18 protein-coding genes and 1 pseudogene are annotated in these 17,540 nt (G+C 64.5%); 16 read left to right on the top strand and 3 right to left on the bottom strand.

Annotation, left to right across the window (positions count from 1 at the left end; genetic code table 11):
- Nucleotides 1–82: 82 nt before the first annotated feature.
- Nucleotides 83–601: an RDD family protein gene (locus E8Q40_RS12820; RefSeq protein ID WP_137044926.1), complete on the bottom strand. Its 519-nt coding sequence runs from the start codon at nucleotides 599–601 to the stop codon at nucleotides 83–85.
- 142 nt (nucleotides 602–743) lie between these two features.
- Between E8Q40_RS12820 and E8Q40_RS12815 the strand changes: the two genes are divergently transcribed.
- Nucleotides 744–1,964, top strand: coding sequence for a threonine ammonia-lyase (locus E8Q40_RS12815; protein ID WP_137044925.1), 1,221 nt, complete (start codon nucleotides 744–746; stop codon nucleotides 1,962–1,964).
- A 129-nt stretch (nucleotides 1,965–2,093) separates the two neighbouring features.
- A complete protein-coding gene (locus tag E8Q40_RS12810) occupies nucleotides 2,094–2,528 on the top strand; it encodes a DoxX family protein (RefSeq protein ID WP_137044924.1) in 435 nt (144 codons plus the stop codon).
- On the opposite strand, the gene hemB is transcribed toward E8Q40_RS12810, so the two are convergent.
- The gene (hemB, locus tag E8Q40_RS12805; RefSeq protein WP_137044923.1) at nucleotides 2,525–3,586 is read right to left on the bottom strand and encodes a porphobilinogen synthase; all 1,062 of its coding nucleotides are present in this window, start codon (nucleotides 3,584–3,586) and stop codon (nucleotides 2,525–2,527) included. The two genes, E8Q40_RS12810 and hemB, sit on opposite strands and share 4 nt — an antisense overlap.
- Nucleotides 3,587–3,791: 205 nt before the next feature.
- Between hemB and E8Q40_RS12800 the strand changes: the two genes are divergently transcribed.
- From E8Q40_RS12800 to E8Q40_RS12760, 9 genes are all read left to right on the top strand, one after another.
- Complete coding sequence (locus E8Q40_RS12800) at nucleotides 3,792–4,931, top strand: acyl-CoA dehydrogenase family protein (protein ID WP_137044922.1); 1,140 nt, start codon at nucleotides 3,792–3,794, stop codon at nucleotides 4,929–4,931.
- 3 nt (nucleotides 4,932–4,934) lie between these two features.
- Nucleotides 4,935–6,002 carry an enoyl-CoA hydratase/isomerase family protein gene (locus E8Q40_RS12795; protein ID WP_246662825.1) on the top strand — a complete coding sequence of 356 codons (1,068 nt, stop codon included), beginning with the start codon at nucleotides 4,935–4,937 and terminating at the stop codon, nucleotides 6,000–6,002.
- A 41-nt stretch (nucleotides 6,003–6,043) separates the two neighbouring features.
- The gene (locus E8Q40_RS12790; RefSeq protein ID WP_137044921.1) at nucleotides 6,044–6,466 is read left to right on the top strand and encodes a DUF6163 family protein; all 423 of its coding nucleotides are present in this window, start codon (nucleotides 6,044–6,046) and stop codon (nucleotides 6,464–6,466) included.
- Between the two features lie 60 nt (nucleotides 6,467–6,526).
- Nucleotides 6,527–7,411, top strand: coding sequence for a 3-hydroxyisobutyrate dehydrogenase (gene mmsB, locus E8Q40_RS12785; protein WP_137044920.1), 885 nt, complete (start codon nucleotides 6,527–6,529; stop codon nucleotides 7,409–7,411).
- Between the two features lie 285 nt (nucleotides 7,412–7,696).
- Complete coding sequence (gene ldtR / locus E8Q40_RS12780; RefSeq protein ID WP_137044919.1) at nucleotides 7,697–8,209, top strand: transcriptional regulator LdtR; 513 nt, start codon at nucleotides 7,697–7,699, stop codon at nucleotides 8,207–8,209.
- Between the two features lie 317 nt (nucleotides 8,210–8,526).
- On the top strand, nucleotides 8,527–9,213 hold the full coding sequence (locus tag E8Q40_RS12775; protein WP_168197827.1) for a TetR/AcrR family transcriptional regulator: 687 nt from the start codon (nucleotides 8,527–8,529) through the stop codon (nucleotides 9,211–9,213).
- A complete protein-coding gene (locus E8Q40_RS12770; RefSeq protein ID WP_137044917.1) occupies nucleotides 9,210–10,202 on the top strand; it encodes a tripartite tricarboxylate transporter substrate binding protein in 993 nt (330 codons plus the stop codon). Before E8Q40_RS12775 ends, E8Q40_RS12770 begins: the two co-directional genes overlap by 4 nt.
- Before the next feature lie 10 nt (nucleotides 10,203–10,212).
- Nucleotides 10,213–11,751 carry an amidase gene (locus E8Q40_RS12765; protein ID WP_370455185.1) on the top strand — a complete coding sequence of 513 codons (1,539 nt, stop codon included), beginning with the start codon at nucleotides 10,213–10,215 and terminating at the stop codon, nucleotides 11,749–11,751.
- Nucleotides 11,752–11,855: 104 nt separating this feature from the next.
- On the top strand, nucleotides 11,856–12,908 hold the full coding sequence (locus E8Q40_RS12760; RefSeq protein WP_137044916.1) for a linear amide C-N hydrolase: 1,053 nt from the start codon (nucleotides 11,856–11,858) through the stop codon (nucleotides 12,906–12,908).
- A gap of 120 nt (nucleotides 12,909–13,028) precedes the next feature.
- Here E8Q40_RS12760 and E8Q40_RS12755 read toward each other — a convergent pair whose 3' ends face one another.
- Nucleotides 13,029–13,340 carry a hypothetical protein gene (locus E8Q40_RS12755; protein WP_137044915.1) on the bottom strand — a complete coding sequence of 104 codons (312 nt, stop codon included), beginning with the start codon at nucleotides 13,338–13,340 and terminating at the stop codon, nucleotides 13,029–13,031.
- A 71-nt stretch (nucleotides 13,341–13,411) separates the two neighbouring features.
- Between E8Q40_RS12755 and E8Q40_RS12750 the strand changes: the two genes are divergently transcribed.
- The 5 genes and pseudogenes from E8Q40_RS12750 to E8Q40_RS12730 all read left to right on the top strand — a co-directional run bounded on the left by E8Q40_RS12750 (nucleotide 13,412) and on the right by E8Q40_RS12730 (nucleotide 17,438).
- A complete protein-coding gene (locus tag E8Q40_RS12750; protein ID WP_205995509.1) occupies nucleotides 13,412–13,624 on the top strand; it encodes a hypothetical protein in 213 nt (70 codons plus the stop codon).
- Between the two features lie 189 nt (nucleotides 13,625–13,813).
- Nucleotides 13,814–15,061: pseudogene (gene glyA / locus E8Q40_RS12745) on the top strand (serine hydroxymethyltransferase); the annotation flags it as partial.
- A 159-nt stretch (nucleotides 15,062–15,220) separates the two neighbouring features.
- A complete protein-coding gene (gene nrdR / locus E8Q40_RS12740) occupies nucleotides 15,221–15,697 on the top strand; it encodes a transcriptional regulator NrdR (RefSeq protein ID WP_137044913.1) in 477 nt (158 codons plus the stop codon).
- The gene (gene ribD / locus E8Q40_RS12735; protein WP_137044912.1) at nucleotides 15,694–16,833 is read left to right on the top strand and encodes a bifunctional diaminohydroxyphosphoribosylaminopyrimidine deaminase/5-amino-6-(5-phosphoribosylamino)uracil reductase RibD; all 1,140 of its coding nucleotides are present in this window, start codon (nucleotides 15,694–15,696) and stop codon (nucleotides 16,831–16,833) included. Before nrdR ends, ribD begins: the two co-directional genes overlap by 4 nt.
- A complete protein-coding gene (locus E8Q40_RS12730) occupies nucleotides 16,833–17,438 on the top strand; it encodes a riboflavin synthase (protein WP_137044911.1) in 606 nt (201 codons plus the stop codon). Before ribD ends, E8Q40_RS12730 begins: the two co-directional genes overlap by 1 nt.
- Nucleotides 17,439–17,540: the final 102 nt, after the last annotated feature.

The raw sequence follows: 17,540 nt of genomic DNA, 5'->3' as shown, positions 1-17,540 counted from the left end.
GGTTATTGGCCTGTCAGTCTGGCTCCGCAAGGGACTCGTTTCGCCTCCAGCATTGCGCGGTCCGGGCCCGGCGTCAAAGCGGTCACACCGGGCTGGTGGCGAAGCCGCGCAGAATGGCGGCCCGCTGCGGATTATTGATGATCACGGTACCGAGCAGGATGTCGTGCAGCAGCCGGCGGCGGCGGTTGAAGAATGCGACCAGCAGAATGAACGGCGTCAGCGCCGACACCGACACCCAGAACAGGATGACGTGGACGGCGCCGAGCACGAAATAGGCCGGGGCGCCGTACCAGGTGCGCATCTCCAGATCCATCACCCGCATGCCGATGGTGGCCGAGCGCTCGCCGGCGACGCCGAGGCCGAAATAGACGATCGCCCAGATCACCGAGGCCGGCGGCAGCAGCCAGTACAGCGCCCAGCCGAAGCCGAGTGTCACAATGCCGAACACGAAAATGACCATTGCCGCCAAGATGACCGGCGCGCCCACACAGACGAAATCGATCAGGAAGGCGATGATCCGGCGTGCCAGCACGCCTTCGAACAATTCCGGGTTCAGGTCCGGGTCATAAGCATGCGGCCGGACATCCATCGAAATTGACATAATCGGGTCCCCGAAGTCTGGTCTTGACCATCATAGCCCGAGATGGATCGTGGGCGAAGCCTTCGCAAGAGGCGGCGGCCGGTTGGCAGAGCACGGCAACCTGCGGCATGGTGTGCCAGAGCCGCAGGAATCGGAGCCTTTCGTGACCGTCACCATCGCCGATATCGAGGCCGCCCGAAAGGTTATCGCCGGGGCGGTGCTGCGCACGCCGATGCTGCCGGCGCCGCGCCTCTCGGCGCTCACCGGAGCGGAGGTGTTCGTGAAATACGAGAACCTCCAGGTCACCAACTCGTTCAAGGACCGCGGCGCGCTCAACAAGCTGTCGTCGCTGAGCGAGGCCGAGCGCCAGCGCGGCGTTGTCGCCATGTCGGCCGGCAACCACGCCCAGTCGGTCGCCTACCATGCCGCGCGCCTGGGCATCCCGGCGACCATCGTCATGCCGGTGACGACACCGCATGTGAAGGTCGCGGCGACGCGCTCGCACGGCGCCGAGGTGGTGCTGCACGGCGAGACGGTCGCCGACGCGCAGTCGCGCTGCGAGGCGATCATGGCCGAGCGGGGCATGACGCTCGTGCATCCTTACGACGACGAGAAGGTCATTGCCGGGCAGGGCACCATCGCACTCGAGATGTTCGAGGACGTGCCCGACCTCGACATGATGGTGATCCCAATCGGCGGTGGCGGGCTGATCTCCGGCAACGCCATTGCCGCCAAGGCGCGCAATCCGAAGATCGAAGTCATCGGCGCCGAGGCGCTGCTCTATCCGGCGGTGTGGAATGCGCTGGAGCATGGCAATCGGCCGATCGGTGGCCCAACGCTGGCCGAAGGCATTGCCGTCAAGAATGTCGGCAGACTGACGCTGCCGATCATCCGGGAACTCGTCTCCGACGTGATCCTGGTCGACGAGGCCCATCTCGAACGCGCGGTGAACGCCTATCTCACCTTGCAGAAGACCATGGCCGAAGGCGCCGGCGCCGCAGGGCTGGCCGCATTGTTCGCCGAGCCGGTGCGCTTCAAGGGCAAGCGCGTCGGCCTCATTCTGTGCGGCGGCAATATCGACCCGCGCATTCTCGCCTCCATCATGGTGCGCGAACTCGAGCGCGAGACGCGCATCGTCGCCTTCCGCCTCATCATCCCGGATCAGCCGGGCGTGCTCGGCATTATCGCCACGCGTCTCGGCCAGCTCGGGGCCAACATCCTCGAGGTCGAGCATCGCCGCCTGTTGCTCGATGTCCCGGCCAAGGGTGCCAGCCTCGACGTCACCATCGAGACCCGCGACGCGGCCCATGCCCGCGACGTCATGGAAGCGCTCGCCGCCGACGGCTACAAGCCGAAGCGGCTCGGTTCGGGGGCGCCAGTCTAACGGTTACCTCGGTTATCCCGCCTAAAGGAGTGTCGCACCGGGTTCGAACCCGGTGCTAGGACACCGGGTGGAACCTGTCTCGCGTCATCCGCGTTTCGTGGGGATGCGCCCAACAATTGGAGATGACGGATGTCGACCACTGCGATCAGGCCGGTCTATGCGACGTCGCCGCTTGCGGATACGGCACTGCTCATCGGACGTATCGTCCTGGTGGTGATCTATTTGATGTCCGGCGTCCAGAAGTTCACCGACCTCGCATCCATCGCCGCCATGATCGGCGCCAAGGGCCTGCCGCAGCCGATGATCCTCGCCACGCTCGCGGCGATCACCGAAGTCGCTGGCGCCTTGCTGATCGCGGTCGGCCTGCGGACGCGGCTGGTGGCGATCGGCCTCCTGATCTTCACGCTGATCGCGACGTATTTCTTCCACGACTTCTGGAATCAGCCGCCGGGTCCCGAGCAGATGAACAACATGATCCACGCCATGAAGAACCTGTCGATCTGCGGCGCTTTCCTGATGCTGGCCGGCAGCGGCCCGGGACGATTCTCGATGGATCGGCGCTAGATGCCGGCGCGCAGCTTCTCAGCCACGCGCGGCGCGAAGTAGGTGAGGATGCCGTCGCAGCCGGCGCGCTTGAAGGCGACAAGGCTTTCCAGCATCGCGCGTTCGCCATCGAGCCAGCCATTATTGGCGGCCGCCATGATCATCGCGTATTCGCCGGACACCTGATAGGCGAAGGTCGGCATGCCGAAGGCATCCTTCACGCGCGCGCAAATGTCGAGATAGGGCATGCCCGGTTTGACCATGATCATGTCGGCGCCTTCCTCGATGTCGAGCGCGACTTCGCGCAGCGCCTCGTCGGTGTTGGCCGGGTCCATCTGATATGTGCGCTTGTCGCCATTCAATGTCTTCGACGAGCCAACGGCGTCGCGGAACGGGCCGTAGAAGGCCGACGCGTATTTCGCCGCATAGGCCATGATCGACACGTCGGTGAGCTTTACCGCATCAAGCGCCTCGCGAATGGCGCCGACGCGGCCGTCCATCATGTCGGACGGCGCGATGATGTCGCAGCCGGCTTCGGCCTGCACCAGCGCCTGCTTCACCAGCACCGCGACAGTCTCGTCATTGAGGATGACGCCATCATCGCGCAACAGGCCGTCATGGCCATGGCTGGTATAAGGGTCGAGCGCAACGTCGCAGAGAATGCCGATCTGCGGCACCTCCTTCTTGATGGCGCGCACGGCGCGGCAGACGAGATTGTCGGCGTTGAGCGCCTCGGTGCCGTTCTCGTCGCGCAATGATGGGTCGGTATAGGGGAACAGCGCGATGCAGGGGATGGTCAGTTCGGCCGCGCGCACGGCCGCGCGCACCGCCTGATCGACCGACAGGCGCTCGACGCCGGGCATCGACGCCACCGGCTGGCGGGCATTGTCGCCATCCATGACGAAGATCGGCCAGATCAGGTCGTCGGTGGTGACGACGTTCTCGCGCACCATGCGGCGCGCCCACTCGGCGCGCCGGTTGCGGCGCATGCGCACCGTGAGATCGAGCGGCTCGGCGCTCGCCTCGCCGGGGGCGAAGCGCACGGTGTGTTGCAGGGGGCGTCCGTACTTGATGGCCATGGCTGAAACTCCAGACGGCTCTCTCATAGCCGCTTCGCGCCGCGACCGCCACCCGGAGAGAGCTCTCAGCCATGCAGGGCAGCCGCCTTGACCCGGACGGGCGGGCAATCGCCAGCGTGGTGTCGCCCTCCTGACGGCCTCAACAGGGGGCCTTGGTGGCCGGCGTTCTGCCTGCTAGCAATCCGGCAGGGAGGCGACCGGGCCGATGGATTTTTCCCTCACCGAAGAACAACAGGCTTTTCAGGCCACCGCGCGGCAGTTCGCCCGCGACGCGATGATGCCCCATGCGCGCGATTGGGACGCTGGCTCGATTTTCCCGGTCGAGACATTGCGCGAGGCGGCGGCGCTGGGCTTTGCCGGCATCTATGTCCGCGACGACGTCGGCGGTTCCGGCCTGACCCGGCTCGACGCGGCGCTGATCTTCGAGGAACTGGCGCAAGGCTGTACTTCCACTGCGGCTTACATCTCCATTCACAACATGGTGGCGTGGATGATCGACACTTATGGCTCGGATGCGGCGCGCCAGCGCTTCCTGCCGAAGCTGTGTTCGATGGAGCACTTCGGCAGCTACTGCCTGACCGAGCCCGGCTCGGGGTCCGACGCCGCCAGCCTCACCACCAAGGCACGGCGCGACGGCGACCATTACGTGCTCGACGGCGCCAAGGCCTTCATCTCCGGCGGCGGGATCTCGGATCTCTATCTCGTGATGGCGCGCACCGGCGAGGGCGGGCCGCGCGGTATCTCCTGCATCGCCGTAGAGAAGGGCACGCCGGGGCTCACCTTCGGCGCACAGGAGAAGAAGCTCGGCTGGAAATCGCAGCCGACCTCCATGGTCATGTTCGAGAACTGCCGCGTGCCGGTATCGAACCTGATCGGCAAGGAAGGCGAGGGCTTCCGCATCGCCATGGCCGGGCTCGACGGCGGCCGCCTCAATATCGGCGCCTGTTCGATCGGCGGCGCGCAGTTCTGCCTCGACCGCACCGTGGAGTACATGAAGGAGCGCAAGCAATTCGGCACCCGGCTTGCCGACTTCCAGGCACTGCAATTCCGCATTGCCGACTATGCCACCGAGATCGAAGCCGCACGTTTATTACTACATCGTGCCGCCGTCGCCGTCGGCGAGAAGGAGCCGGCGGCGACGCAACTCGCCGCCAAGGCCAAACGCTTCGCCACCGATACCGGCTTCGAGGTGGTCAATGGCTGTCTGCAATTGCACGGCGGTTACGGCTATCTCAACGACCATCCGATCGAACGCGTGCTGCGCGACGTGCGCGTCCACCAGATTCTCGAAGGCACCAACGAAGTCATGCGCGTGATCGTGTCGCGGAATATGTTGGGAAATTAAGCGGTGTCGATAGACGAAGCAGCCGAAATCCTGTTCGAACGCCGTGGTGCCGCCGGGCTGATCACGCTCAACCGGCCGAAGGCGCTCAATGCCGTCACGCATGGCATGGTCAATGCCATGCGCGCGCAGCTCGACGACTGGGCGGACGATCCGGCGGTGACGCGCGTCGTCATCATGGCCGCGGGCGACAAGGCCTTCTCTGCCGGCGGCGACATCCGCCATCTCTACGATCTCGGCAAGGAAAAGCGCTTCGACGAGCAGCTGCAATTCTGGCGCGACGAGTATCCGCTTAACGTCGTCATCAAGAACTACCGCAAACCCTATGTGGCGCTGATCGACGGCATCGTCATGGGCGGCGGCGTCGGCGTGTCGGTGCACGGCTCGCACCGCGTCGCCGGCGACAGATATTCCTTCGCCATGCCGGAAGTGGGCATCGGCTTCTTTCCCGATGTGGGCGCCACCTGGTTTCTGCCGCGCATGCCGGGCGAACTCGGCGCTTATTGCGCGCTGACCGGCGATCGGTTCGGTATCGCCGACGCGCTCTATGCCGGGCTCGCGACGCATCGCATTTCCTCGGCGCGCTTTCCCGACCTGCTCGACGGTCTGACCGGCACGGTATCGGTCGATGCCGTGCTCGCCGCATTCGCCGAGCCGGCCGGGGAGGGGCCGATTGGCGCGCGGCGCCATCTGATCGATCATATTTTCCACGGCCACGATGTCGAAGTTATCCTGGAGCGGCTCGATCATGAAGCGGCCACAAACAGCGCCGATGCCGAATGGGCCGGCAAGACCGCGGCGACCATCCGCGCCAAATCGCCGACCAGTCTCAAGCTGGCGCTGGCGCAGGTGCGCTTCGGCGCCATCCACGATTTCGAGACTTGCATGCGGGCCGAGATGCGCATCGTCTCGCGCGTCGTGAAGGCCCACGATTTCTACGAAGGCGTCCGCGCCGTCATCGTCGACAAGGACAACAAGCCGACATGGAATCCTCAGACTTTGAGCGAAGTGACGACCGAGGCTATCGAGGCTTACTTCGCCTCCTCGGATGGCGGCGAGCTGATCCTGCCCTAGATGGGGCGGTCGCCGATCCTTACGCCGACCCTTACGCGGACTTGCGCGATCTCGAGCCGGTCCACGAGCAGGAGGGCGAACCCGGCGTCGGGCGCTGGACGCGCCGGCTTGTGCTGTTCTTGCGCATCATGGCAGGGATATCGATGCTCAAGGGCCTCTATCACTGGGCCAATATCTGCGGCGTCGGCGTTGGCGATGACGATCTCTACGCCAACCATTCGATTGCCTGGCAGACCGCCACAGTCTTCTTCGCCGTCATCGATCTCGTCGCCGCGGTCGGGCTGTGGCTGGCGGCCGCCTGGGGCGCGGTGATCTGGCTGACCGCGGTCGCCTCGATGATCGCGGTGCAGCTGTTCTTTCCGCAGGTCTTCGGCCGCGGTTTCTTCACCATCCTGTTTGAAGGCGGCATGCTCGGCATCTATCTTTATCTGGCGCTGAAGTCGGCGCGCGAGCAGCCGGTGTGACGAGACAGGCGACGGCATCGCGATATAACGAGAAAACAAGAGAAGAGGGGAGAGTTAGACATGGCGCGCATTGCATTCATCGGGCTCGGCAATATGGGCCTGCCGATGGCGGTCAATCTCATCAAGGCCGGCCATCAGGTCGAAGGCGTCGATGTCAATCCGGCCTCGGTTGCCAAACTGAAAGAGGCCGGCGGCACGCCGGTCGAATTCGCGCATGTCGCCGCGGCGCGCGCCGATGCCGTCATCACCATGCTGCCCGCCGGCCAGCACGTGCGCGATGTCTATCTGGGCGCGAACGGTATCGTCGCCACTGCCAATCCCGGCACGCTGCTGATCGACTGCTCGACCATCGACGTCGATACGGCGCGCGCCGTCGCTTCCGCTGCCGAGGCCAAGGGCCTGTTCATGGTCGATGCGCCGGTCTCCGGCGGCGTCGGCGGCGCCACCGCCGGCACGCTCACCTTCATGGTCGGCGGCAGCGCGCAGGCCTTCCAGCGCGCCGAGCCGATCCTGCAGAAGATGGGCAAGACCATCGTCCATGCCGGCGGGGCAGGGAACGGCCAGGCGGCGAAGATCTGCAACAACATGATCCTCGGCATTTCTATGATCGCGGTGTCGGAGGCTTTCGTCATGGCCGAGAAACTTGGCCTCGATCACCAGAAGCTGTTCGACATCTCCTCGAAGTCGTCGGGACAGTGCTGGGCACTGACCACCTACTGTCCCGTTCCGGGACCGGTTCCGACGTCACCGGCCAACCGCAATTATGAACCGGGATTTACCGTAGCGATGATGCTGAAGGATTTGCGGCTGGCGCAGGAAGCGGCGCGCGCGGTTGGCGCCAATGCCGAAATGGGCGCCGAGGCGGAAAGGCTTTATTCAGCCTATGCCGACAGCGGCGAGGCGGGCCGCGACTTCTCGGCTATCGTGCGTTTCATCCGCGGTTAGCGTGGATTTCGGCGTTATCGCGCCCGAATTCCGGCACAGGCGCTTCTCGTCGTGCCGGATGACGGAGCAGAGGAGAGGGTGAACAACTCCTTGCTGCGATCGTTCGACTTGAATCCATGAACCAAGGATTCACCCTCGCAAATAAACCTAACGTTTATGCTGTTATTTAAGCCGATTTTAGAAGGCCCCGAATAGGTTGACGCATGTAAGGGACGAGGAAAACAGGGCCTCGTCACCTCGGCCACAAAAAACGGCCGGCGTTATAAAAACGAAGGGGCGTTAGACATGAAAGCCGTAGTGAAGACGGTCGAACCCGCCGAACGCGAAGCGCGGTTCGACACCATCCGTCCTCTGTATCAGGAGGCGCTTACCTTGGTCGAGCGGCTGCATCGCCGTTTGCTCGACGTCATCAAGGACGAATTCGACCGCCGCGGTCGCTCCGACATCAACTCGGTGCAGGCGCTGCTGCTCTACAATATCGGCGACAAGGAATTGACCGCCGGTGAGCTGCGCACGCGCGGTTATTATCTCGGCTCCAACGTCTCCTACAATCTGAAGAAGCTTGTGGAGATGGAGTTCCTCGATCACCAGCGCTCGCGCGTCGATCGCCGTTCGGTCCGCATCAAGCTGACCGCGAAGGGCCAGGAAGTGCGCGACATCGTCGATGCGCTTTATCAGAAGCACATTCGCACCGTGGAGCAGGTGGGCGGCATCAACTCCGAGGAGTTCGCGACGCTGAACAAGTCGCTGCACCGGCTCGAGCGTTTCTGGACCGACCAGATCCTCTATCGCCTGTAAGCCTTCTGACTCTGCAAGCCTTCAAGTTCAAGCCTTCAAGTTTGTAAGCCTTCGAAGTCTCTGAAGTCTTCAGTCTTTGCCTCTTCTGGCGTGACGACTTGCCCCGGCCGGGAAAACCTCCCCTGGCTGGGGCTTTTGTCGTGCGTGCCGGTCGTTCCGTTGTCCGTGGGTGAGAGTCGTTCCGCCTGCCTGGAGAGGACGGCGTTTGCGCTGCCGCCATCAATAAGCGCGCGAGCCGCCGCGGGAGTCTTCTACGCGATAAGAATAATACCCTATATTGCAATACGCATGTAATGTGTATTGTGGCTGTCATGCAAATGACCTCCGTCGGGGCGCGCCGCAGCCAGCCCCTCAGCCATGCCGAACGCAGCGCCGCCACGCGGGCGCAGATTCTCGACGCAGGCATAAAGGTCATGCGCGCCAACAGCTTCCGCGCCGCCTCGATGTTCGAGGTTGCCAAAGCCGCGGGTGTGACCCCGGGCGCCTTGCAGCATCACTTCGGCTCCAAGGCCGAGCTCATGATGCATCTCCTGGAGCGCGCGATCGGGTCGATCCCCGAGCGCGACGGACGCAGCGCCTGGCCCAAACCGACCGACAGCCTGTCGCGGCGTGCGTCCGGCTTCGTGCAGGCCTTGTGGGCCTACTCCTACGAGCCGCCGCGTTTCCTCGTCGCCTGGGGCATTTATTTCGGCAGCGCCGGCGATCCCGAGACGCTCAAGCGCGTCGTCGCCATGAGGGCGCGGCTGCGCGTGACGTTGCATAACCATTTCATCCGGACCTTCCCCGAACTCGCTGGCGCGCCTCGTCTCGAAGCCTTCATCGATCTCGTGTTGTCGAGCCTGCGCGGCATCGGCGTTGTCCGCCTGTTCGGACCGGCGCCGCAATCCTGCGCGGCTCAACTCGCGGAACTGGCGGCGGTCATCGCGTGGCGCTGCCGCCAACCGATCAAGAAGACCAACAAACCGGCCACGGCGAAACGGCCTGGTCGAAGGAGAACAGCATGAAGACGTTTCAGCTTTCGCCGGCGGCGCTGTGCCGCTGGCTTGCGGCCTGTCTGTTCGCGGTGGCGCTATGCGGGCCGGCCGCAGCCGACTACCCCGATCGACCGATCGTGCTCGTAGTGCCATACCCGGCAGGTGGCGCAGCCGACACGCTCGGGCGAATTATTGCGCGTCATCTCACCGAGCAAGTGCCTGGCAGCACATGGGTGGTGGAGAACAAGGGTGGCGGGGGCACGGCGATCGGCGCCGGGCTCGTCGCCCGCGCCAAGCCGGATGGCTACACTTTGCTGGTCTCGGGCAATACGACCTACACGCTCAATCCGGCGCTCAAGTTGAATCTGCCGTACGATCCGCTGGCCAGTTTTGAATCGCTGGGCATCCTGGGCGAAAGCCCGCTGGTGCTGGTGGCCAATGCGAAGTTTCCGGTCAGCTCGGTGAGAGAACTGATCGCGATGGCCAAGCGTGAGCCGGGCAAGCTGAACCTGGCGTCGTTCGGCTTCGGCACCACGTCCCATTTCGCCGGCGAGATGTTCAAGGCGGCGGCCGGGCTCGACATGGTGCATGTGCCCTATAGCGGCAGCGCGCCGGCGATGAAGGATCTGATCGGCGGGCAGGTGCAGCTTTCGTTCGACACGAATGTTGCCAGCGTGCCGCAGGTGGAGTCCGGGACCATCAAGGCGCTGGCCCTGACTTCGACCTATCGCATCGACACCTTGCCGGGCGTGCCGACCCTCGCCGAATCCGGCTTTCCTGGCTTCGACCTGACGGCCTGGATCAGCGTCGTCGCGCCGCGCGGCCTGCCGGAGCCGGTGCGTGCGGTGCTGGTGAAGGCGATGGCCGATGCCATCGCCAAGCCGGCGATGAAGGCCGATCTGGAGCGGGCCGGGCTCGTCGTTCGCTTCCAGCCGCCGAGCGCCTACGAGACGCGGGTCAAAAGCGAGTTGCAGACGATCCGGGCGATCATGCAGCGCGCCAATATGACGGCCCAATAGAGTGACGCGCGTGCCGGGCAACGTCACACACCGGGATATCCTCGACCTCAGTGCGGTGCGGATGCGCGCGCTCATCGGCGCGCGGCAGCTTTCGCCGGTGGAACTGATGGATGCGTGTATCGCCCGCATCGAGGCGGTCAATCTCGCCGTCAACGCCATCGCCGCCACCGATTTCGAGCGCGCCCGCGATGCGGCGGTGGAAGCCGAGGCGCGCGTCATGCGCGGCGAAGCGCTGCCGCCGCTGCATGGTCTGCCGCTCGGCGTGAAGGACTTGCAGGACACCGCCGGCTTGCTGACGACCTGCGGCAACATCGCGCTGCGCGGCAACGTTCCGCGCACGGACAACAGTCTGGTCGCGGCGCTGCGGGCGGCCGGCGCCATCGTCACCGCCAAGACCAACGTGCCGGACATGGGCGCGGGCGCGAACACGCGAAACCCGGTCTGGGGCGCGACCGGCAATCCGTTCAACCCGGCGCTCAATGCCGGCGGCTCGTCGGGCGGTTCGGCCGCGGCGCTCGCCACCGGCATGCTGCCGATCTGTACGGGTTCTGACACCGGCGGCTCGCTGCGGATCCCGGCGGCGCTGTGCGGCGTCGTCGGTTTGCGGCCGTCGCCGGGCCTTGTCGCCAATGCCAGCCGGCCGCTCGGCTGGTCGGCGATTTCGGTGCTCGGGCCGATGGGCCGGACCGTGGAGGACACGGTCTTCCTCATGGCAAGCTGCGTCGGGCTCAACCGGCACGACGCCTTGTCCTATCCGGCGGCAGCCAATGAGTTCTGGCCGCTGACGCCATCCGATCCGGCGCAATTGCGTGTCGGCTACACCGAGGATTTTGGTTTCTGCGCGGTGAGCGCCGAAGTGCGCCGCGTGTTTCGCACGCGGGTCGAGGCGCTGGCGCGGCATGTGAAGCTGTGCGAACCGATCGCGCTGGACATGTCGCAAGCCGATCGGGCCTTTGACGTCATTCGCGCCGAAAGCTTCGTCGCCGCCTTTGCCGAGACCTTCCGCACCGCGCCGGAGACGCTCGGCCCGAATGTGCGGGCCAATGTCGAGCTCGCTGCCGCGTTCACGCTGATGGATCGCGCCGAAGCGCATCTGGCGCAGACACGGATCGCAGCGCAATTTGCCGACGCCTTCGAGCAATACGATCTCATCGTCGCGCCGGTGACGCCGGTGTCGCCGTTCCCATGGACGGAGTTGTACGCCAAGGAGGTGGATGGCCAGGCGATGGCCAACTACTATCGCTGGCTGAGCCTGTGTTACGGCGTGACCTTGTCCACGCATCCGGCTTTGTCGCTGCCCTGCGGCCGCGACGAGCACGACATGCCGTTCGGCCTGCAGATGATCGGCCGCTTGCGCGGCGACGCTGAATTGTTGTCGGCGGCCGCCGCTATTGAGCGTGCCTTCGCCGACGATACGAAACTGGCACGTCCTGAACCTGATATCGCGGCGCTGGCCGCCAAACCGCAGCCATCGCTGAAGTCCATCGTCACCCATCCGCCGCTGGTTGATGCAGCCGCGCCGGTCGCGATAAACAATACCGCCGTGTAGCCGCCATGCCCGATCCGTAAGCGCTTGACGTGGATCAATGCGCCTTCCGTTTTGGCAGCGCGACATGCGGGTCATTCACGGTGGAATGATCCGCGGAGGCGCTGGTGGTAAAGACGGTCACCCTCATCGTATTCGGCGTCATCATTGCCGCCGCCACATTGCTCGATAGCGGGCATATGGCGCAGGCGTGCAGCTTCATCCTGTGGAACACCAATGGTCGCGCGGCGCTGGCGGCGCGTACCATGGACCTCTACGTCGATGAAAAGCCGCGCCTGGTGTATCTGCCGCGCGGCATTGCCCGTCGTGGGGTCGCGGGCCCCAACGCAGCGACGTGGACTTCGAAATATGCAAGCGCCGTACTGACTGCGTTTGACACCGCCGCCAGCGACGGCATGAACGAGGCCGGGCTCAGCGCGCATCTGCTTTATTTGCACGGCACCGAATACGAGCCGGCTGACCATCGGCCAGGCGTCTCCAATCGTCAGTGGGTGCAGTTCGTGCTCGATAATTTCGCCACGGTCGCAGACGCCGTCGAGGCGCTGAAGCAGGTCCGCATCGTGTCGGAACAGGCGTTCGGGCGCGAATGGCCGCTGCATCTCGCGCTCGCGGATGCGTCGGGCGATGGCGCCGTCATCGAGTTCGTCAAGGGACGGGCCGTGATACATCACGGCAAGGACGTTACCGTGATGACCAATGAGCCGACGCTCGATGAGCAGCTCGCCAATCTCAAGCGCTACAAGATGTTCGGCGGCGATCTGTCGATGCCCGGCGACATTGACCCGATGAGCCGCTTTGTCCGCGCCGCATCCTATCTGAAGACCTTGCCACAACCGTCGGACGCCTCCGAGGGGGTTGGCCGTCTCGCCGGGATTCTCCGCAGTGTTGCCGTACCGTTCGGGGCCGTCGACACCTCAGGCGGCGGATCGGTCGACTCGTGGCCGACGCGTTGGGGCACGGTCGCGAACCTTACGGACAAAATTTATTATATCATGCCGGTGAACAGCCCGAACGTATTCTGGGTGGACTTCAGCAAGCTCAGCCCCACCTCCAAGGAGATCCTGGCGGTGCCGGCCTATGATGCCGGCCTTAGCGGCGAGGTTTCGGCGCAGCTCAAGCCCTTCAGCTCGGTGCAGACGCCGTTCCCGCCGTCGCCTTAGAGCATGATCCCGAAAAAGCCTGCCCCCGACTTGATCGGGGGTGGAAACCGGTTTTCGGAAAAGATCATGCTCAAACAAAAAACTAGACCATGATCAGATTCTATCCAGATGGATCATGGTCTAGTGCTTGCCCGGCCGGTTGTCGCCAAAAGCGCGTTCCAGCGCCATCGCTTCTTCGAGGCCGGAGCAGGGAACGGCGGTGGTCGAACGTTTCGCCAGGTCTTCGTCGGAGGCGCCGACGACCAGCGGCTTGCCCTTGATCAGATAGGTGTCGAAACCTTGTTTCGAACCCTGCGCCGATTGTTCGGGATAAAGCGCGAAGACGAGGTCGTGCGCCTCGATCACCTGGCGCAGCGCATCGGCGGGCACGGGCGCAGCGGCGATGCGGTTGAGGTTCTCCCGCGCCATGGCGAGCAGTTCGGCGTTGGTCATCGTGTCCCTATATTTGGCGTCCCCATACTTCACATCGGCGGCCGAGGCGAGTCGGCTATAGTGCAGCGGCGATGGCAAACGAATCCCGGCGCGAATCCGAAGTCTATTTCGAGATCACCGTCATCGGCGGTAGCGCTAAGGTGGCGGCCGTCGACGCCGCGACCGCGATCGAGGTGGCGGTGGTCGGACCGGCCAGCGCGTCCCTGACGGACCTCAAAAAGCTGGCGCTGGCCAAGCTGAAGGCGCGCATCGCCCGCGAGCGTCGCGAGGGCGGAATTCCCTGAGATTTCCCTACATCTTGCGCCTGTGATCCGGCGCCCGTGCCATCGCTTGGCGGGTCGGGGCCGATATGCTATTCGCAGATGCGAACCGGAACCCCCGGAAATCCCCACGAAAACGGCGCCGATTCTCTCATCGGGCGCCCGGAGACCTAAAGGTATGTCGGCAACGACACAGCAGTTCTTTTCCGCCCCCTCAAGGATGTCGACCCGGAAATCTTCGACGTGATCGGCAAGGAGCTCGGTCGCCAGCGCGACGAGATCGAGCTGATCGCCTCGGAGAACATCGTTTCCCGCGCCGTGCTGGAAGCGCAGGGTTCGGTGCTGACCAACAAATATGCCGAAGGTTATCCGGGTCGCCGCTACTACGGCGGCTGCCAGTTCGTCGACGTTGCCGAGACGCTCGCCATCGAGCGCGCCAAGAAGCTGTTCGGCTGCAACTTCGCCAACGTCCAGCCGAACTCCGGCTCGCAGATGAACCAGGCCGTGTTTCTCGCGCTGCTGCAGCCGGGCGATACCTTCATGGGCCTCGATCTCAATGCCGGCGGCCATCTCACCCATGGCTCGCCCGTCAACATGTCGGGCAAGTGGTTCAAGCCGGTGCCTTATGGCGTGCGCCGCGAGGACCAGCTCATCGATATGGACGAGGTGGCCAAGATCGCGCGTGAAACGAAGCCGAAGCTCATCCTCGCTGGCGCCACCGCCTATAGCCGCGTCTGGGACTTCAAGCGCTTCCGCGAGATCGCCGATGAAGTCGGCGCCTATCTCATGGTCGACATGGCGCATTTTGCTGGTCTCGTTGCCGGCGGCGAACATCCCTCGCCAATCCCACATGCTCATGTCGTCACCACGACGACGCACAAGTCGCTGCGTGGTCCGCGCGGCGGCATGATCCTGTGCAACGACGAAGCCATCGCCAAGAAGATGAACTCGGCGGTGTTCCCCGGCCTGCAGGGCGGACCGCTGATGCATGTCATCGCGGCGAAGGCGGTCGCCTTCGGCGAGGCGCTGCAGCCAGAGTTCAAGACCTACGCCAAGAACATCGTCGCCAATGCGCGGGCGCTCGCCGAGACGCTGAAAGCCAGCGGCCTCGATATTGTCTCGGGCGGCACCGATAACCATCTGATGCTGGTCGATCTGCGCCCCAAGCGCCAGACCGGCAAGGTCGCGGAGACCGCGCTCGGCCGCGCCCACATTACCTGCAACAAGAACGGCATCCCGTTCGATCCCGAAAAGCCGATGGTGACCTCGGGCATTCGTCTTGGCACCCCGGCCGGCACCACGCGCGGCTTCGGTACCGCCGAGTTCAAACAGGTCGGCGAGATGATCGTCGAGGTGCTGGACGTGCTGGCGCAGAAGGGCGTGACCGAAGACTCGCTGGTCGAGGAAAAGGTACGCGGCAAGGTGAAGACGCTGCTCGACAAGTTTCCGATCTATCAGTGAAGACCGTCATCACCGGGCCGCGCCGAAGGCGCGTGACCCGGTGATCCCGCTTAGGGGCGCAGTGCCCATCTAAGCGGGATGGCCGGGGCAAAAGGGCGTTTACGCCCGTCTTCGACGGGCTATGCCCGGCCATAACAGACAGGGAGGAGTGGCTAAACCATGCGTTGCCCAAGCTGCGGTAGCCTCGATACGCAGGTGAAGGATTCTCGTCCGACCGAAGACTCGGCCGTGATCCGCCGCCGCCGCGTTTGTCTGTCCTGCAATTTCCGCTTCACCACCTTCGAGCGCGTGCAACTGCGCGAACTCACCGTGATCAAGCGCAACGGGCGCCGCGTGCCCTTCGATCGCGACAAGCTGATGCGCTCGGTGCAGGTTGCCTTGCGCAAGCGGGCGGTCGAGCCGGAGCGCATCGAACAGATGGTCTCGAAGATCGTGCGCGAACTTGAAAGCATGGGCGAGAACGAAGTGACGTCGGAGACGATCGGCGAAGCGGTGATGCAGCATCTTCGCGAGATCGACGACGTCGCCTATGTGCGCTTTGCCTCGGTCTATCGCAATTTCCGCGAGGCCAAGGATTTCCGCGCCGCGCTCGATGAATTGCGCGGCGAAGACGACGAGGTTCCGGTCCGTAAATGAGCGAAGCCGAAGCCACCCAGGCGGCGCCGTCCGCGGCCGCCGATGACGAACGTTTCATGCGCCTGGCGCTCTCGCTTGGCCGGCGCGGCCTCGGCAATGCCTGGCCGAACCCGGCGGTCGGCTGCGTCATCGTCAAGGATGGCGTCATTGTCGGCCGCGGCTGGACGCAGGCCGGCGGCCGCCCGCATGCCGAGGTCGAAGCCTTGCGCCGCGCCAAGCGCGCCGCCAAGGGCGCGACGGCCTATGTCACGCTCGAGCCGTGCTCGCACGAAGGCAAGTCGCCCCCTTGCGCCGACGCCATTATCAAGGCTGGCGTCGCGCGTGTCGTCTCCGCGCTCGAGGATCCGAACCCGGAAGTCGCCGGGCAGGGCCATGCCCGCCTGCGCGAGAATGGCATTGCCGTCGATGTCGGCCTGTGCGCCGATGAAGCGCGCCGCGCCCATGCCGGCCACATCGCGCGCATCACGTCCGGTAAGCCTCATGTGACGCTCAAGCTCGCGGTCTCGGCCGACGGCAAAGCTGGTCTGGCCGGCCGCAAGCAGGTCTTCATCACCGGCGACGAGGCGCGCGATCGTGTCTTCAACATCCGCGCCCAGCATGACGCCATTCTGGTGGGCCTCGGCACGGTGCTCGCCGACAATCCGCAACTCACGTCACGCCTGCCGGGCCTCTATGAGCGCTCGCCGGTGCGCGTCGTGCTCGATGCGCAATTGCGCGTGCCGCTGTCGGTGTCGGTGATCTCGACGGTGCGCGACGTGCCGACATGGGTATTCTGCGCGCACAAGGCGTCGCCGGTCGCCGAGGAGATTCTGGTGTCGAAAGGCGTCAAGGTATTCCGCGTCGACGATACGCAAGGCCGGCTCGATCTCGATGAGGTCATGAAGGTGCTGGGCGGTGAGGGTATCACGCGGCTGATGGTGGAGGGCGGCCCGACGGTAGCGGCCTCGTTCGTCGCCGCCGATCTGGTCGATGAATTCGTGCTGCTGAAAGGGCCGAAGGAGATCGGTGACGGTATCGGCCCGCTCGAAGGCATGCCGCTCGACAGATTGACCGGCAAACTCAAGCTCGACGGCACCGAGCCGCTTGGCGCCGATACGCTCGAGCATTATGTGCGGGCGGGACAAGAGGCAGCCTGATGTTCACCGGTATCGTCACTGACCTTGGCGAAATCCGCTCCGTCGATGCGAAGGCCAACAACCTGTCGCGGCTGACAATTTACACGCGCTACCCGCGCGAAGAACTTGTCGAGGGCGCCTCGGTCGCCTGCAATGGCGTTTGCCTCACCGTGGTCGATACCGGCGAGGAGGATGGCCGTACCTGGTTCGCTGCCGATGCCGCGGCAGAGACGCTCGCCATCACCTCGGTCGGCCGCTGGCGTCACGGCAGCCGCATCAACCTCGAACGGCCGCTGAAGATCGGCGACGAACTTGGCGGCCATCTGGTCGCCGGCCATGTCGATGGCCTCGCCAAGGTCATCGCCCGCGACGACATGACCGACATGGCACGCTTCACGCTGCGCGCGCCGCCGGTATTGGCGCGCTTCATCGCGCCGAAAGGCTCGGTCGCGCTCGACGGTGTGTCGCTGACCGTGAACCAGGTCAGCGGAGACGATTTTACCGTTCTGATCATCCCGCACACACTGACGGTGACGACCTTCGGCGGTCTCCGCCAGGGCGATGACGTCAATCTCGAGGTCGACACCATGGCGCGCTATGCGGCGCGGCTGATCGAGACGCGCTGACGCATCGGCTGCGGGTTTTTACCGCGCCGGCCTCGATTGTAGACGGCGCGCGCTGTAATCGAGAACGGTAACCAGTAACCCATTCATAACGGACTATACGTA

The sequence above is a fragment of the Pseudolabrys sp. FHR47 genome (assembly GCF_005153485.1).
In the GTDB taxonomy this organism is placed as follows: Bacteria; Pseudomonadota; Alphaproteobacteria; order Rhizobiales; family Xanthobacteraceae; genus Pseudolabrys.
Note: the sequence above shows the minus strand (reverse complement) of the source record. Positions and strands in the feature narration are given on the sequence as shown.

Bases quoted from the DNA above. Each gene is read 5' to 3' on its own strand.
- E8Q40_RS12820 (WP_137044926.1), bottom strand. From the start codon at position 601: ATGTCAATTTCGATGGATGTCCGGCCGCATGCTTATGACCCGGACCTG.
- E8Q40_RS12810 (WP_137044924.1), top strand. From the start codon at position 2,094: ATGTCGACCACTGCGATCAGGCCGGTCTATGCGACGTCGCCGCTTGCG.
- hemB (WP_137044923.1), bottom strand. From the start codon at position 3,586: ATGGCCATCAAGTACGGACGCCCCCTGCAACACACCGTGCGCTTCGCC.
- E8Q40_RS12800 (WP_137044922.1), top strand. From the start codon at position 3,792: ATGGATTTTTCCCTCACCGAAGAACAACAGGCTTTTCAGGCCACCGCG.
- mmsB (WP_137044920.1), top strand. From the start codon at position 6,527: ATGGCGCGCATTGCATTCATCGGGCTCGGCAATATGGGCCTGCCGATG.
- ldtR (WP_137044919.1), top strand. From the start codon at position 7,697: ATGAAAGCCGTAGTGAAGACGGTCGAACCCGCCGAACGCGAAGCGCGG.
- E8Q40_RS12775 (WP_168197827.1), top strand. From the start codon at position 8,527: ATGACCTCCGTCGGGGCGCGCCGCAGCCAGCCCCTCAGCCATGCCGAA.
- E8Q40_RS12770 (WP_137044917.1), top strand. From the start codon at position 9,210: ATGAAGACGTTTCAGCTTTCGCCGGCGGCGCTGTGCCGCTGGCTTGCG.
- E8Q40_RS12755 (WP_137044915.1), bottom strand. From the start codon at position 13,340: ATGACCAACGCCGAACTGCTCGCCATGGCGCGGGAGAACCTCAACCGC.
- E8Q40_RS12750 (WP_205995509.1), top strand. From the start codon at position 13,412: ATGGCAAACGAATCCCGGCGCGAATCCGAAGTCTATTTCGAGATCACC.
- nrdR (WP_137044913.1), top strand. From the start codon at position 15,221: ATGCGTTGCCCAAGCTGCGGTAGCCTCGATACGCAGGTGAAGGATTCT.
- ribD (WP_137044912.1), top strand. From the start codon at position 15,694: ATGAGCGAAGCCGAAGCCACCCAGGCGGCGCCGTCCGCGGCCGCCGAT.
- E8Q40_RS12730 (WP_137044911.1), top strand. From the start codon at position 16,833: ATGTTCACCGGTATCGTCACTGACCTTGGCGAAATCCGCTCCGTCGAT.